The sequence below is a fragment of the Psychrobacter sp. M4 genome, assembly GCF_055699795.1.
This window is the reverse complement of the sequence record NZ_CM146740.1, coordinates 1320978-1336652: the sequence shown is the minus strand read 5'-3', so window position 1 is coordinate 1336652 and position 15675 is coordinate 1320978. Positions and strand designations below refer to the sequence as shown.

Annotated in this window: 13 protein-coding genes; 2 read left to right on the top strand and 11 right to left on the bottom strand. The window is 43.9% G+C overall.

What is annotated here, in order from left to right; all coding sequences use genetic code 11:
- Positions 1–250: 250 nt before the first annotated feature.
- Positions 251–1651: a 3-oxoacyl-ACP reductase gene (locus ACR63N_RS05590; RefSeq protein ID WP_472782567.1), complete on the bottom strand. Its 1401-nt coding sequence runs from the start codon at positions 1649–1651 to the stop codon at positions 251–253.
- 1133 nt (positions 1652–2784) lie between these two features.
- Between ACR63N_RS05590 and ACR63N_RS05585 the strand changes: the two genes are divergently transcribed.
- Together ACR63N_RS05585 and ppk2 are read left to right on the top strand one after the other, a co-directional pair.
- Positions 2785–4029 (top strand): acetyl-CoA C-acetyltransferase, encoded by a 1245-nt coding sequence (locus ACR63N_RS05585; protein WP_472782720.1) that lies wholly within the window; start codon positions 2785–2787, stop codon positions 4027–4029.
- A gap of 250 nt (positions 4030–4279) precedes the next feature.
- Positions 4280–5293: a polyphosphate kinase 2 gene (ppk2, locus tag ACR63N_RS05580; protein ID WP_367103442.1), complete on the top strand. Its 1014-nt coding sequence runs from the start codon at positions 4280–4282 to the stop codon at positions 5291–5293.
- A gap of 114 nt (positions 5294–5407) precedes the next feature.
- Here the strand turns inward: ppk2 and ACR63N_RS05575 are convergent, their stop codons facing one another.
- From ACR63N_RS05575 to rsmG, 10 genes are all read right to left on the bottom strand, one after another.
- Entirely contained in the window at positions 5408–5755 is a 348-nt protein-coding gene (locus tag ACR63N_RS05575; protein ID WP_367106077.1) for a PilZ domain-containing protein, read from the bottom strand.
- Positions 5756–5891: 136 nt separating this feature from the next.
- The gene (locus tag ACR63N_RS05570) at positions 5892–6968 is read right to left on the bottom strand and encodes a DNA polymerase III subunit delta' (protein ID WP_367106207.1); all 1077 of its coding nucleotides are present in this window, start codon (positions 6966–6968) and stop codon (positions 5892–5894) included.
- 267 nt (positions 6969–7235) lie between these two features.
- Positions 7236–8066 (bottom strand): 3-deoxy-manno-octulosonate cytidylyltransferase, encoded by an 831-nt coding sequence (kdsB, locus tag ACR63N_RS05565; RefSeq protein ID WP_367106078.1) that lies wholly within the window; start codon positions 8064–8066, stop codon positions 7236–7238.
- A gap of 69 nt (positions 8067–8135) precedes the next feature.
- Positions 8136–9257 (bottom strand): tetraacyldisaccharide 4'-kinase, encoded by a 1122-nt coding sequence (gene lpxK / locus ACR63N_RS05560; protein WP_367103446.1) that lies wholly within the window; start codon positions 9255–9257, stop codon positions 8136–8138.
- A 13-nt stretch (positions 9258–9270) separates the two neighbouring features.
- Positions 9271–11049 (bottom strand): lipid A export permease/ATP-binding protein MsbA, encoded by a 1779-nt coding sequence (msbA, locus tag ACR63N_RS05555; protein WP_367103447.1) that lies wholly within the window; start codon positions 11047–11049, stop codon positions 9271–9273.
- Positions 11050–11204: 155 nt separating this feature from the next.
- Positions 11205–11636 carry an ExbD/TolR family protein gene (locus ACR63N_RS05550; protein WP_367103448.1) on the bottom strand — a complete coding sequence of 144 codons (432 nt, stop codon included), beginning with the start codon at positions 11634–11636 and terminating at the stop codon, positions 11205–11207.
- An 18-nt stretch (positions 11637–11654) separates the two neighbouring features.
- Positions 11655–12413 carry a MotA/TolQ/ExbB proton channel family protein gene (locus ACR63N_RS05545; protein WP_472782566.1) on the bottom strand — a complete coding sequence of 253 codons (759 nt, stop codon included), beginning with the start codon at positions 12411–12413 and terminating at the stop codon, positions 11655–11657.
- Positions 12414–12513: 100 nt separating this feature from the next.
- Positions 12514–13632, bottom strand: coding sequence for a ParB/RepB/Spo0J family partition protein (locus ACR63N_RS05540; protein WP_472782565.1), 1119 nt, complete (start codon positions 13630–13632; stop codon positions 12514–12516).
- Between the two features lie 119 nt (positions 13633–13751).
- On the bottom strand, positions 13752–14519 hold the full coding sequence (locus ACR63N_RS05535) for a ParA family protein (RefSeq protein ID WP_367106079.1): 768 nt from the start codon (positions 14517–14519) through the stop codon (positions 13752–13754).
- Positions 14520–14593: 74 nt separating this feature from the next.
- A complete protein-coding gene (rsmG, locus tag ACR63N_RS05530) occupies positions 14594–15283 on the bottom strand; it encodes a 16S rRNA (guanine(527)-N(7))-methyltransferase RsmG (protein WP_367108693.1) in 690 nt (229 codons plus the stop codon).
- Between the last annotated feature and the right edge of the window lie 392 nt (positions 15284–15675).

Below are 15675 nucleotides of genomic sequence, written 5' to 3'. Positions count from 1 at the left end.
AAACGACATCATTTTACAGTATTTTGCTATATTTTTCATAAAACAAGCTAATAAACCATAGATCAAATTAGTTACAAAATATCCAGTCATTTAACAGTATAAGAAATGACGCTTTTGTTAAGGTATATTATCAATATAGCCAGCTCATTTTATTGTTGTACACTTTTATCATAATAAAGCCGCCCAAAGGCAGCTTTATTATTGTGTATGAGTAAATTTTTGCTAGTTATATGTTTACAACTAATACTAGTTAAGCACCAAGTAAGCTTTGACCACAGACACGTACGGTATTACCGTTTAGACCACCAGAGGCAGGGGAAGCCAGCCAAGCAATAGTTTCGGCAACATCAACAGGCAGTCCGCCTTGACTCATCGAGTTCATGCGGCGGCCCGCCTCACGAATAGCAAAAGGAATCGCTTCGGTCATCTGCGTCTCAATAAAACCTGGAGCGACGGCATTAATAGTCATGCCTTTATCATTATCAGCCAGCTGCTTGGCAGTAGCATTAACCAGACCAATGACGCCGGCTTTAGAAGTGGCATAGTTGCTTTGACCCAAGTTGCCTGCGATACCTGATATTGAAGAGACACAAACGATACGTGCATTGTCTTTGAACGCCTCATGATCAAGTAAGTAGCGATTGAGCTTGACGATACTGGCAAGGTTAATATTAATAACCATGTCCCATTTTTCTTCATCCATCTTAGCCAGTGTCTTATCACGGGTCACGCCAGCATTGTGAATGATCGCATCAAGACCACCGCGTTTTTGTGCGGCCTCAGCAATCTCTTTGCCAGCCTCGTCGCTGGTGATATCGACCATGATGGTTGAGCCACTAATCTCGCTTGCGACCTTTTGCAAATCGCTCTGCTGCTGCGGTACATCAAGACAGATCACATGTGCCCCTTCACGTGCCAAAACGCGCGCGATTGCCTCACCAATGCCGCGGCTAGCACCCGTGACGAGCATGGTTTTGCCACCTAATGGCTGGGTCCAATCGACATCGACAGCATTGCCTTGACTGACTCGTACCACTTGCCCTGATACATATGCCGAACGCGCTGAGGTAAAGAATCGTAGCGTTGAATCTAGATGTTGCTCTGCCCCTTTAGCCACATAGATGAGCTGTGCGGTAACCCCGCGTTTAAACTCTTTACCTACAGACTTGACAAAGCCCTCAAGCGCACGCTGCGCCAGTGCCGTCTCAACGTCATCGATAGCTTCTGGTGGACGACCGATCACGATAACGCGGCCTGACTTCTCGATGCGGCGTGCTACAAAGTGAAAGAACTCGTAAACTTGTTTAAGCTCATCGGCATTGCTGATGTTGCTGGCATCAAATAGCAATACCTTGAATTTTTCATCACCGCCAGTATTGGCTTTAGCATCGATACCTGCATCGGCAAGCGCATCTTTAATATCATCACGACTGTTGACATAAATCTCAGCGTGCAGCTCTGACAAAATACGTGCCACCGCGGCACTAACACTCATATCACCACCATCAGCACGTCCTACCAAAACGCTACCGCGTACCAAACGCTGACCGCTCTCAAAGCGATCAAGACTCTCAGGTAGCGGTAAACCCAAATTTTTGGCAACCTTTTTACCAATTGTAGATTGAACAAAATCACCATAACGATCTGACATATAACACTCCTTTTTAAAATTAACTTTATTATAAACCTACTGCTCATAAAGACTTATCACAATATGCTAGTCTTTTATAAATAGTTCTAAATTCGACACAACTATACACGCCCAGTATACACAAGTCCAAAATTCAACATACGGCCGCTTGCATGACGCTTGCGCTTAAAAAGATGAAACGGTACGGTTACTTTCTAATCATTTAAAAAGCAGAGACCTATGTTAATATTAAATCTAGTTAAGATTGAACCTAAGTTGAAACTAGATTCAATATCAAGACTTATTCATCTGCTGACAACAATATATTACTAAATAGACAGCTAAACAATGGCTATAAGCAGCACTTACTAGTCTATATATTTATAGTCGATTAGTATTTAAAATTGAATATCGCTTACTTGGTTTGCCAAAGGCATACGGTAACAAGATAAAAATTATTACGATAAATCGCCAATATCTTATATATATTAACGATTTACTATGACCATTTTTATCATAATTGTAGTTACCAGATAAGCCTATTGCTATTTTTAGCTCAATAACTAGCAGTATCTTAGTAGTTTGTAATTACTATTTATGCATTCACTTATTTTAAGGATTATTTCATGAGTAACGAGAAAAACAGCCCTGTTGTTGAAAGCACTGTCGTTAAAGGTAGTAGCAAGATAAACGACAATGACCCCAAAGGCACCGATACTTCAAATAAAAATGAAGCCAATGACACTACCAAAAACACTGCTCATTATGATTCAATCGCTGAGCTGAAAAAGGCTACCGAGATTGTTGATGCTGATGGCAATCCTATAAGTGATAACGATGAGCAAACTGAGGAACAGCAGAAAAAAGCTAAGATCAAAGAGGATTTAAAACAAGAGTCCAATCTTGATGACACGGCATACCCTTCTGATGATCTTAATCCTCTTGCGCAATCAGATGCTGCTGAAACGTCTGCGCAAAGCGAAGAGAACCATAAAGGAAGCAGCGCAGAGAGTACGAGCAAAAAAGACAGCGCTCAAGATGATAAAGAGGCTGATGATAATACAGTCGATAAAGCACAAACCAAACCTAAACAAACCAGTCAAACCAAGCTCAGTCCCAACCAGCATCGCGTTGCTGTTTTAGGCGGCAACCGTATTCCCTTTGCTCGCTCAAATGGCCCTTACTCCGATGCCAGCAATATAGATATGCTTACCGCTGCTCTCAACGGTCTTATTGAGCGCTATGACTTGCAAGGTGAGCGCGTAGGTGAAGTGGTCGCAGGTGCGGTACTCAAACTAAGCCGCGATTTGAGTTTGACTCGCGAATCAGCCCTCAATACCGCTTTAGATCCACACACTCCAGCTTATGATATCTCGCAGGCTTGCGGTACGGGCTTGCAAGCGACCTTTGCCTCAGCAAACAAAATCGCTTTAGGTATTATTGATTCAGCCATTACCGGTGGTGTTGATACCACCTCGGATGCACCGATCTCTTTAGGCGATGGCCTGCGTCATGCTCTCATTAAATTAGGTGCAGCTAGAAATAATAAAGATCGTTTAAAAGCATTATTAAGTATTAACCCAAAAGATTTGATTGATTCACCGCAAAATGGCGAGCCGCGTACCGGTCTTTCTATGGGCGAGCATCAGGCAATCACCACGCTTGAATGGAACATTAGTCGTGAAGATCAAGATGAGCTGGCCTTTAATAGCCATAAAAACCTAGCGCGTGCTTATGATGAGGGTTTCTTCGATGATCTGATTACTCCTTATAAAGGTCTGACGCGCGATAACAATTTGCGTCCCGATACTACTTTAGAGAAACTGAGTAATCTAAAGCCCGTATTCGGTAAAAAGAACGCCAATCCAACGATGACCGCGGCCAACTCTACTCCGCTTACCGATGGTGCTTCTTGTGTACTATTAGGTAATGATGAATGGGCTGAGGCGCATGGCCTAAAACCTTTAGCTTATATCGTCCATCAAGAAACAGCAGCTGTAGACTTTATTGGCAAATCTGGCAATAAAGAAGGTTTGCTTATGGCACCTGCCTATGCCGTACCGCGTATGCTTGAGCGCGCCGGATTAAGCTTACAGGACTTTGATTTTTATGAGATCCATGAAGCCTTTGCCGCGCAAGTTCTATCGACGCTTGCTGCGTGGGAAGATGAGACTTTCTGTAAAGAGCGCTTAGGTTTAGATGCGCCACTGGGTTCAATTGATCGTAGCAAACTTAACGTCAACGGCTCCTCTCTTGCAGCAGGTCACCCTTTTGCCGCAACTGGTGGTCGTATTTTAGCGACAGCAGCCAAACTGCTTGATCAAAAAGGATCGGGCCGTGCACTGATCTCTATTTGTGCCGCTAGTGGTCAAGGCGTTACCTGTATCTTAGAGAAATAGCGCGCTTTAGGCTTTTATATTATTAAAGGCCAATCTTATTAGTCGTTAGATATACCCTTTAATCAATGGATTAGAGGGTATTTTTTTGCTGACGAATATGAATATGATAGATAGGATAATTGATAACCCTATAACGAAAACCCTTAGCTCTATTATAGATATGATACCTGACTATGATAAAGTGATAACCAACAATAGAGTCAGAGTGTTTAGCTAACACCGTTTAATAACAAAACGATAGGAGCCTTATATGGGCAAGATACCTTCAGCGATCGATCCACAGTCTTTAACCCCGCAAGAACGTAGCGAGCTAAGCGCGCCTGAGCAAGGCAATTTTGTTGAGCGTATGGATAAAGAGATATTTAACGACGAGCTGCGGCGCAAGATGCATCTGGATCTGATTGATACTTACGATGAAGAGCTTGAGAATGAGATAGATGATTATGTCCGCGATTTTCGTTTTGATGGCCGCGAAATGAGCGAACAAGAAAGACTTGATCGCCGTACTTATTTTCAAGAGTTGGTACGCTTGCAACGTGAACTGATTAAACTACAGGACTGGGTCGTTGAATACGGCGAGCGTATTGTAGTAATATTTGAAGGCCGCGACTCAGCGGGCAAAGGCGGTGCAATTAAGCGCATCACCCAGCGCTTAAATCCACGAGTTTGTAGAGTGGCCGCGCTACCTGCGCCAACGGAGCGCGAGCAGTCCCAGTGGTATTTTCAGCGCTATGTAGCCCACTTGCCAGCAGCAGGAGAGATCGTTTTATTCGATCGCAGCTGGTATAACCGCGTCGGTGTCGAGCGCGTCATGGGATTTTGTACTGATGATCAGTATGAAGAGTTTTTCCAGTCGGTACCCGAGTTTGAGCGCATGCTGGTACGCTCTGGTATTCGCTTGGTGAAATACTGGTTTTCAATTACTGACGATGAGCAGCATTCGCGCTTTATGAGCCGTATTCATGACCCACTAAAACAGTGGAAACTATCACCAATGGACTTAGAGTCAAGGCGACGCTGGGAGGATTATACCAAGGCTAAAGAAACTATGTTTGAGCGCACCCACATTCCAGAAGCCCCGTGGTGGGTGGTTGAGGGCAATAACAAAAAGCGCGCGCGGCTAAACTGTATCGCTCATCTACTCGATCAGATACCTTATAAAGAAGTACCGCGTGAGGAGGTAGAATTGCCTGAACGTAAGCGCGATGATGAATATTATCGCGAGCCTATTCCAGATGATATGAATGTACCATCACGCTACTAATAGTCTAATTTGATAAAAGCTCTTAACCTATCGTCTAAATAGTGTTTCTCTAAAATATTTTTTTATAGACTACATAGCATTAAACTATATAGCTCTAAACTACATAGTAATAAACTACATAGTATAAGTCGCTTGCTGACTGTCGATTTTTCCTGCCAGCAGGCGCTCAACTTCATTTTTTATCTTTTGTCCGGCGACATCAGTGCCAATCTGTACAGCAAAACCTGCTGGACGATTGCCCTGTGCCTTATTATTGATCCAAACCACTTTGCCATTCATAGGTAAGCGCTCACTTGAATTAGGTAAGGTGATAGCGATGAAAACCTCATCGCCTAGCTCTTGGGATCGGTTGGTCGGCACAAACAAAGCGCCATTATCCACAAAGGATAAGTAGCTTGCGTATAATTTTTCGACGTCTTCAATATGACAGGTAATAATTCCGCCTCGTCCTGGCATCGCCATAATAGGCTCCTTATATAGACAAATTTAAATTAGGGCGCTGAGCTTATCTGCTTTTGTTAAGCTTGTTTAACTTTTTAGGAGAAAGGTTACGATCGAAGCTTTCATACGATAAGTTAAGTGTTTATAAAATAATCATTTATAAAGATGCCAAATCTTGCATCAGCTTATCGTAAGCAAACTTTTCTTGCACATTTTGTTCCAATGCGCGTTTGGTTTGCTGTAATTGATTAGCTAGTGTTTCAAGTGCCCTATCCATAGGCAAGTATTGTTCTAACGCCACTGACAAACCAATATCTTGTTGTTTGCTTTGTAAACCAAGACCAATACGGCGAATATCGACTAGCATTAGCTCGGTCAGCTTAATAAAATCTAGTAAGCTAAGCTCGTTTTGCCAATAGGTGCTAGCCGCTATACTGCTACGTTTACCGCTACGCAGTGCTTGCCAAGTCGTTAGCCATAATGCCCGTTTGCTATACCACACGGCCTTTGCCAAATCTACCGCCGCAAGCGGTGCCCCATTTGCCAGCTGTAGCAGCTGTTCAATGTGTAGCGGACTTACGGCTTCACGATTGACTACGCCGCCAAGCTCATGGGTGACATAATTACGGGCAACCTCAGGTTCAATGGCCTGCATGGGAAGCTGCTGTACCCGGCTCTTAATAGTCGGCAGTAACTTCGCTGGCATATCACTGACTAAAAACAGATGAACTTGCGCTTGCGGTTCCTCTAAAGTTTTGAGCAGGGCGTTGGCAGCAGCGATGGTCATTTGCTCAGCGTGATCTAAGACGCAAATACGCATACCCTGCCCGCCTTGATAGATAAAGGGCTGCAGCGCACGAATGTCATCTATCTTTATCGTTTGCGCCGCCTTGCTCGCTGCTTTTGCAGTTTTTTGGTCTGCTAGCTTTTTTTTACTGGTGCTACCCAAGCTCTCGCTACTATTATCACTGTTATTTTGATCAGCGCTAGTAGGCATACTAGTTATCGGCAGCACTTGTAAACTAGGATGCGTACCAGATTTAAGCCACTGACAACTTTCACAGTGGCCACAAGCACCAAGCGGATACTGGGATTGGTTGCGGCATAGTAGCCAAGCGACCAAACGCCAAACGAACGCGCGTTTACCCATACCCGCCATACCAGCAGCTAATAGAGCATGCGGTAAGTTATGAGGCGGCGTCGATACTCTGTTGGTAAGCTGCGTCCATAACATCTCTTGCCAAGGTAATAGCGGCGCAAAATAAATATTATCGGTTGTGTCTGTCGTATTATTCACGTCGCCTTCCCTATAAGCTTTTGCAATGGGGTGAATTTGATATCTATCTTGTAAGTGTATTCTTAGGAACCTAGCTGGATCAAGTGCTTAGGCTATTTTTAGAATATTGCTTTACTAGATAGGGTTTTACTAAATATCGCTTTTGTTAACGTGATTGTTATTAATGACATTGTAAAACTTGGGGCCAAAGCTTTTCGCTACAGACTACTTATAAAAATCATTAATACTCATGGCGTTTAAACGCTCTAAATCTTCTTGGGTATCAACGCCCGCTGGCAGCTGTAGTGTCGCTTTAGCAATAGCAATATGGCCACCGTTTTCTAAAACCCGCAGCTGCTCTAAACTCTCAAGCGTCTCAAGAGGTGCTTGCGGCCAATGCACAAACTGCTGTAATAAACTGACGCGATAAGCGTATAACCCTAGATGCCGATAAGCATTTTTTGGTGGTAGTCGCTCAGTGTTAGTGACATCCATGGTATTTAGGTTTTCAGTAGCGAGAGCGATGTCACGATCACAAGGAATGGGCGCGCGGCTAAAATACAGCGCGCGCTGCTTATTATCAACTGTGGCACTTACCACTTTTACCACCGATGTTCTGGTAAAGGTATAATAATCATCGATAGGCTCATACAACGTTGCCATCACGCTCTCGCTATCAGCCACCAGAAGCGTTTTAACCTGCTTTAGTAGTAGCGGCGGTACCAGCGGTTCATCGCCTTGCATATTGATAATAATGTCATGAGCCGACCAGCCTTTTATCGTTGCCACCTCCGCCAAGCGATCCGTACCAGAAGCGTGATCGGCGCTCGTCATCACCACCTCATATCCTGCATCCATGCAAACTTTGGCGATACGTTCATCGTCGGTCGCAATACACATATCATCAGCAAAATGCGCCGCTTTGGCTTTTTCAGCAACCCATAGGATCATGGGCTTGCCATGAATATTTAACAGGGGTTTACCAGGCAAGCGCGTGCTTTTAAAACGTGCCGGAATCACAATATGAGTTTTAGCAGAAGCTGATGCGGTTGACATAATTTATTCCTAAAGCATGCGTTATAAAGCATTAATTATAAAATATCGGCAAATAGAGTGTATTACTAATTATCGTCTCTCAAGCAACTCAATATCTAAATCTTTGAGCTGCTGCTCTAATGTCTGATAGCAGTTAGCAGATAAGACTGCGGTTACTGGTAACACCCAGAGTCTATTTAACAGCGCTTTATGATCAGCGATAGATGGCTTAGCGCCTTTATTACTCGCCTCTTTTTTAGCGCGCATAAATAAGTGGCGAATCTTTACCGCATCTTTACTGGTAACGATAATGGGATACTGATCATACTGACGCAAATCATTCAGGTCGAAATCATGATGATCAGGATAAGAATGAGGTATGACTTCAAACCCAAGGGAGCCTAGCGTAGTGAAAAAACGCTGCGGATAACCAATACCGCTTACGCCGTGGACTTTGTCACCAGACTTTGGCAACATTTCGCTCGCTTCTGTGTCATCTAGTTCAGATTGATCAGAGATAGCAAACAAAGGCTGTAGACTATCTGGTTGCAGCTGCATCGTTAAGCGCGCAGTTGGTAGTTTGTTATCAGAATCAGTGTTGGCTTTTTCATGATGAATAACGGTAGCGTTATCTAAGCGCGTCAGCGGCTCTCGTAAAAACCCTGTTGGTAGCAGCTGCTTGTTGCCAAAACCGCGCGCCACGTCTACCACAATCCATTCAATATCACGCTGTAGCGCATAGTGCTGCAACCCATCATCAGCAATAATGAGCTGCAAGTTAGGGTTTGCGGCCAATAAGGTGGCAATAGCCAGTTCGCGGTTCGGGCATACTGCCATTGGTACGGCGGTCATGCCGACAATAAGGCAAGGCTCATCACCTACCACGCTTGGCAAACTAGTCTCAGTGACCAAGGCTGGCATCTGAGTACTATCACCGCCGTAACCGCGGCTGATAACGCCGACTTGAACATTACGCTGCTGCAAATAATCCACTAAAGTGATGATGAGTGGCGTTTTACCACTGCCGCCTACAGTGATGTTACCGATGACCATAACCGGTACGGGGGCTTGATAACTTTTAAAAAGCCCTACTTTATAAGCTTGACGACGCAGGATACTGATCAGAGCATACAGCCAGCTGAGCGGCAATAGAAGCCATAGCCAAATAGCGCGTCGTTGCCACGCATCAGTGATGGCAGTCTCAATGCTCATGAATCACGCCAATTCACGTAAAATCTCGAGCATACATCTGCGCGTAGTGTCCCTGCTTTTGCATCAGCTCATCATGAGTACCAAGCTCAATAATCTCTCCATGATCGAGCACTGCGATACGATCAGCAGACTCAATAGTGGTCAATCGGTGCGCAATAACTAAGGTAGTACGATCTTTCATTACATTATCTAAAGCTTGCTGAATGTAGTACTCCGACTCATTATCAAGCGCACTGGTAGCTTCATCCAATATTAGAATTGGGGCGTCTTTCAATAGCGCGCGCGCAATGGATAAGCGTTGACGTTGACCACCAGAGAGCTGTAAACCCTCGGCACCGATGTGACTCTCATAACCTTGCGGCATACTCATAATAAAGTCATGGGCAAAGGCGTCTTTTGCTGCCCTCTCGACCTCAGCTTGGGTTTTGGTTGCTAAACTACCATAAGCAATATTATTAAAAATAGTGGTGTTAAATAGGACGACTTGCTGATCCACCATTGCAATCTGAGCGCGTAGACTCTCTAACGCAATATCTTCAATAGGAATGTCATCTATAGTAATTTGCCCCGATGAATTAGGTAAAGTACGCGTTAATAGATTCACCAGAGATGATTTGCCAGCGCCGCTACGCCCTACTAAAGCTACTGTCTCACCTGCCTGTATGTTCAAGCTAAAATCACGCAGTGCTACTGTTGAATCAGGATATACCAAGCCCACATTATCTAAGCATATATTGCCTGATAAGGTAGGACTAAGCGTACCACTGTCTTGCTCTTCAGGCTCATCAAGTAGTGCAAATATAGATTCGCCAGCTGCGATACCCTTTTGCAATTTTTGGTTGACATCGGTCAATGAACGCACAGGTTTACTAAGCAGCCCCGCTGCCGCGATGTAGGAGATAAATTCGCCAGCAGTAATATTATCAATTACTGATGGACGCAGGGCAAGCCAAACGACCACGGCCATAGCGACTGCCATGAGCAGCTGTACGGCTGGTGTATTGATACTATTAGTGACTACCACCTTCATACCTTGGCGTAAGTTCTTTTTTGAGATGGCATTAAACCGCTGCGCTTCATAAGCCTGTCCGCCATAGTTTTTAACCACTTGGTAGCCACCGATGACTTCGTTAGTCACATGACTAACATCGCCCATGGTTTTTTGAATGCCTTTGGAGAGGCGCAGATAACGCTTGGAGGCAAAACGTACCAGCCATAGTATCGGCGGTAGTACCAAAAATAGAATCAAAGTTAAGCGCCAATTGCTATAAAGCAGAAACCCAATCAAAGCGACGACTGTTAAACCATCACGCAGTAAAGTTTTCATCGAGTCGGTGCTTGCCGCGGTGACCTGCTCTACATCAAAAATAAGCTTGGATGAGATGGTTCCTGCTGGATTGAGCAAATAAAAAGAGCTTGGCAGACGTAAAAGCTTGTTAAATACCTGTACCCGTAGCTCGTAGACTAAATTACGCGATACTAGCGCTGTATAATAATTACCCAAAAAACTACCAACACCGCGTACAAAAAACAGCATAATAATCAACACCGGAAACCAGTTTTGTTTGGCTTGGTCATTTTGATTAATAGCATCGGTAATGTACTGTAGAAGCTTGGCAATCCAAATCTCGGTAGCAGCGTTGATTGCAAACCCTACAACCGTTAGTAACAGCGCCCACCAATAAGGTTTTAGATAGCTTAGCAGACGTAATAATGTTCTGCGTTTAGCGACAGTAGGTAATGGCGCAAGCTTCTTGTCGTCCAGATTTTGAGTTGCGTCAGATTGGCTCATGAAAGCCTCAGGTCAGATTTGAATAGATGGATTTGCTAAACAGACAGCGCTAGTATAAAAACATAACGCTGTTATAGTTAAGATACTTTAAAAACCGTAGCATACAATGCTGCTATTATAAGATAGCTGTTATAAAATAATGAACGGCTGAAAAACTACTGCGGTAGCGTCTGTCCAAGTGGTACCACCGTACTAATATTTAAATTTAAAAAGCCAAGTTTACCAGCAATGTCCATCACACGCACTACCGATTGATGCGTAGCATTGGCGTCAGCGGCGATCACAAATAGCATGTCACGCTTATCTCCTGCCTCTTGCTTGAGCATGTTGGTCAGCTCAGCTTCACTACTACTAGCAAGGCCAATGCCATTAACTAGATAACTACCATCCTCTTGCACAGCGACTTCAATGCTGCTAGTTTGCTCGGCAGAGACCACGCCCTCAGCTTCAGGCAATATAATATTTAAGCGGCTAAAATGATTAAAGGAAGTAGCTAACAACAAAAACACGATCAAAAATAGCAAACAATCAATCATCGGCGTTAAATTGATCTCAAGCGGCTCAACAGTAGGTTTTCTAAAACGCATAGTAATTCCCCTGTCGACCTAAGACGCTGCAATAATGTTTTTTTGCGCCACTTGCGCTGTACTTCCAGTCTCAGCAGCCAAATTATCACTTAAATACTCAGCATCTGTAACTGCATTTTTTTTGAGCGCTGGCGTCTGTCTTTTAGATGGCAAATGCGCATCTGCGAGCAGCTGATAGTCATATAGCTCTTGAATCATAAGCCCCGCTTCAGTCTCAAACTTAGCATTGACATCTACAATGCGGCGCTGAAAATAACGATAAGCGACGAGCGCTGGTATAGCAACGACCATACCCGCAGCTGTAGTGATCAATGCTTGCGACACCCCTGCTGCCAGCAATGTCGGATCTTGCATAGCGCCATCAGTAATCGCCAAAAACGAAGAGATAATACCCAGTACCGTACCCAATAAACCGAGCAGCGGCGCGATTGCTCCTATAGTACCAAGCATATTGATGTTTTTTTCTAGTCGATGTACCTGCACGCTGGCGCGGTTTTGCATATGCATGGTCATAGAATCTAAACCATACTGTCGATAAAGCAAACCAGTCGCCAAGATATCACCCAGCGGCGTCTTGTCCTTAACATTTAATAGCTGCGTACGGCCAATATCACCATTCTCACGCAAACGTGTTATTAGCTGTTCACGCAGTCTTTTGGGCACAATCTTATCAAACTGTAGCGTACTACTACGCTCAATAATAATAATAAGCGCCACTACCGAGCATACAACGATAGGCATCATCAGCCAACCACCAGCCTTTACTAACTCCCACATAACTACTCTCTTATAAGACGTTCAAATAATTCAAAGGCAAAGGCTAACTAAGTGTATGATTTTTAGTATTTATAAAGATTGATACCTATTAAATCTTGTACTATTTCTGTGCTTCTAACTGCTCAATTAAGACGGCGAGCTCATCATGGTTATGAAAGAATATCTCTACGCTACCCTGACCATCTTTTTTGTGCTTAAGCTTGACCTCAGCGCCTAATTTTTCAGTTAGACGCTGCGTCAAACGCTCAACATCATAAGGCTGCGCCGCCTCGTTACATTCAGATTTATGCACAGGATTCAATATTGATTTGACCAGTTTTTCAGCTTCTCGTACCGTCATCCCCCCATCAATTATTTTTTGGGCGATGATAGGTTGCTGCTTAGATGAAAGGGCTAGTAGCGTACGGGCATGACCCATATCTAAAGCATTATTCGCCAAATGATCTTTCACCGTATCATGCAGCTGATTTAATCGTAGTAAATTTGACACGGTAGTGCGCGCTTTGCCAACGACATCTGCAATCATTGCATGACTCATGCCAAACTCAGTATGAAAGCGTTGCAGAGCAGCAGCTTGTTCAATGACTGACAAATCTTCACGTTGAATGTTCTCAATCAGTGCCAGTGCAATTGCCAGCTCATCTGATAAGGCACGCTCAATAGCCGGAATAAGTGACTTGCCTGCCATCTTTGCGGCCCGCCAGCGCCTCTCACCTGCGATGATCTCATGAGTCACCTCGGCAGTGCTTTTATCTTCGTTTGCAAGCAGTGGCCGGATAACGATAGGCTGCATAACGCCATGCTGCTCAATAGAGGATGCCAGCTCTTCCAATGCCGTCTCACTCATATCACGGCGCGGTTGATATTTGCCCGCTTGCAGCTGGCTTACCGCAATTTGTACTAAACTGATTTGATCTTCAGCACTATGACTATCAGCGCCACCTTTAGGGTGTTTTTTAACGTTTTGACTTGTTTTTGTATGACTAGGCGCAGAACGCGCGGCTCGACTACTGGCAGTAGCTTTACTGCTAGCTTTAACAGGATGGGTTATCGCAGCTACTGCTGACGTTTCGTCAGATTCGGCATCAGCTTTTGCATCAAGATCAGGCGCAGCTGTATCGTCTTGTAAAGCAGAGGCGGTAATTTGCTTCTCTTTTTTAATCGATCCTAACAAGGCATCTAAACCTCGATTGGCAGCCAATCCTCGTTTTTTCGCCATGATTACCTATCCTCTAACGCTAAAATAAAAGCTGAATGATTGTTAATGTGTGTTCAATAGTTAGTATAATAAATGCTTAGCACTTCGCAGTTCAACTCGTTGCTAGCGTTTATCGATCGCTAGCGGCTTTGTTTGATCACCTCAGCGGCCAGTTTTTGATAAGCGCGCGATCCTTTTGACCATCGCTCATAAGCAATGATAGGTAGGCCATGGGCCGGCGCCTCTGCTAAACGCACATTTCTTGGAATGTGCGTTTTATACATAGTATCACCAAAATACGCTTCTAATTCAGCTGATACATCACGAGCTAGGGTGTTACGCGCATCGAATAAAGTTCTTACCACCCCGCGAATATGCAGCTTAGGGTTGAGCTCAGTTAAGCGCTCAATGGTTTGTGATAAGTCTGCTAAACCTTCTAGAGCATAGTATTCACATTGCATAGGAATAATAACATCATCGGTTGCTACCAAAGCGTTAATCGTAAGCAAATTTAAACTAGGGGCACAGTCCATAATGACATAGTCATAAGGCTTTTTTTGCTCAGCTATGAGATCAGTCATGGCTTTTTTTAGCAGCTCATGGCTGTCAGTTTGTCCCATCAACGTAACGTCCATACCTGCCAGTTCACGATTAGCGCCAATAACGTCAAAACCTGCTGGACTTCTTACGGTTGCAGCAGATAAGGATACGCCATCGAGTAGTACATCCGCCATCGTCAGCGCAAGCTCATTTTTATCAAGTCCGGTACCACTAGTCGCATTACCCTGAGGGTCTAAGTCAATCAGTAGTACATGTTTGCGTTTGGCCGCCAAGCTGGCGGTCAAATTTACTGCCGTCGTGGTTTTACCAACGCCGCCTTTTTGATTCGCAATTGCTATGATTTCCATACACTCACTCAATTTAATTAGGGTCTAATATTTTAACTGTTTTTATTTAATGGTATAGATAAGGTGCTCATAGCTTAGACATTTTTAGCAGATAATTCAATCAAATGACGGCTCTCTTCTAAACGTGGCACGTCAAGCTTGATGGTGTTAATCTGCCACTTTTGATCTAACGCCTGCCATTCATCATCCGCAGGTGCTTTACCTTTCATAGCACACAAACGACCATCATCTATTAAACACGGCTGCGCTACGGCTACAAAATCTGTCAAGCTAGCAAAAGCTCTTGAGGTTACGACCTCGTAGCTGCCCTCATGCGCCTCAATACGGACAGCAATAGGCTCTACGTTGTCCAAACCAAGCTGGCTACTAATTTGCCTGATAAAACGTATTTTTTTCTGATTGCTATCGAGTGCGGTGCAATGACGCTCAGGCTGACAAATTGCAATAATAACTGCTGGCAGTCCTGCGCCAGTACCGATATCAAGCAGTGATCCTGACGGTAAATGCGGTATAATAGCCAAGCAATCGAGCACGTGTTTGATCAGCGCCTCGATCGGATCAGTAATGGCGGTCAGATTATACGCTTTATTCCACAATAAAAGCTGGTCTAAGTATAATAATAATGCACGCTGTTGTTTAGCAGTCAAAGAAAGACCCAATGTCTGTGATGCCTCTTTTAAAATATCAGCTAACATAGGCAGCTGCGCAGTAATTTTTGTAAACCCTGTAGGATCTATAATGCTCATGTGATTGGAATCATCCATGCTAGCGGCAGAACCATTAATAGAAGAGTTAGCAGACGAATTAGCAGAAGCAGACATACAACGAGTTATCCAGTTTTGGTTTGTGAACCGTCTATATTATCATGCAGTCTACTGATTGAATAGTTGCAGATTGCGCCAATCTTTAGCATCTTATACTATCTATGCTGACCCTGACTATATTGGCACTGCATCTCTACTTTAATATCATTGAGGTCTCTACTTTAGTATCATTGGGACATTATTTTTCTTTATACTTCAGCTAAACCATTCTCTTAATCTTATGTGCTATAGTCAATCCTAACTAAAACTAGCACACCTTTATACCAGCGACACTGTACTTGTTTTACAGTACCTTAACTATATTTGTTGGTTCTCTACGACTTTTAATGTCT

What these genes read in the sequence shown, in the direction of transcription:
- ACR63N_RS05540 (WP_472782565.1), bottom strand. Translation starts at nt 13,632, where the DNA reads ATGGCGAAAAAACGAGGATTGGCTGCCAATCGAGGTTTAGATGCCTTG.
- ACR63N_RS05545 (WP_472782566.1), bottom strand. Translation starts at nt 12,413, where the DNA reads ATGTGGGAGTTAGTAAAGGCTGGTGGTTGGCTGATGATGCCTATCGTT.
- lpxK (WP_367103446.1), bottom strand. Translation starts at nt 9,257, where the DNA reads ATGAGCATTGAGACTGCCATCACTGATGCGTGGCAACGACGCGCTATT.
- ACR63N_RS05535 (WP_367106079.1), bottom strand. Translation starts at nt 14,519, where the DNA reads ATGGAAATCATAGCAATTGCGAATCAAAAAGGCGGCGTTGGTAAAACC.
- msbA (WP_367103447.1), bottom strand. Translation starts at nt 11,049, where the DNA reads ATGAGCCAATCTGACGCAACTCAAAATCTGGACGACAAGAAGCTTGCG.
- ACR63N_RS05550 (WP_367103448.1), bottom strand. Translation starts at nt 11,636, where the DNA reads ATGCGTTTTAGAAAACCTACTGTTGAGCCGCTTGAGATCAATTTAACG.
- ACR63N_RS05590 (WP_472782567.1), bottom strand. Translation starts at nt 1,651, where the DNA reads ATGTCAGATCGTTATGGTGATTTTGTTCAATCTACAATTGGTAAAAAG.
- rsmG (WP_367108693.1), bottom strand. Translation starts at nt 15,283, where the DNA reads ATGGATGATTCCAATCACATGAGCATTATAGATCCTACAGGGTTTACA.
- ACR63N_RS05570 (WP_367106207.1), bottom strand. Translation starts at nt 6,968, where the DNA reads ATGTTATGGACGCAGCTTACCAACAGAGTATCGACGCCGCCTCATAAC.
- ACR63N_RS05575 (WP_367106077.1), bottom strand. Translation starts at nt 5,755, where the DNA reads ATGGCGATGCCAGGACGAGGCGGAATTATTACCTGTCATATTGAAGAC.
- kdsB (WP_367106078.1), bottom strand. Translation starts at nt 8,066, where the DNA reads ATGTCAACCGCATCAGCTTCTGCTAAAACTCATATTGTGATTCCGGCA.
- ppk2 (WP_367103442.1), top strand. Translation starts at nt 4,280, where the DNA reads ATGGGCAAGATACCTTCAGCGATCGATCCACAGTCTTTAACCCCGCAA.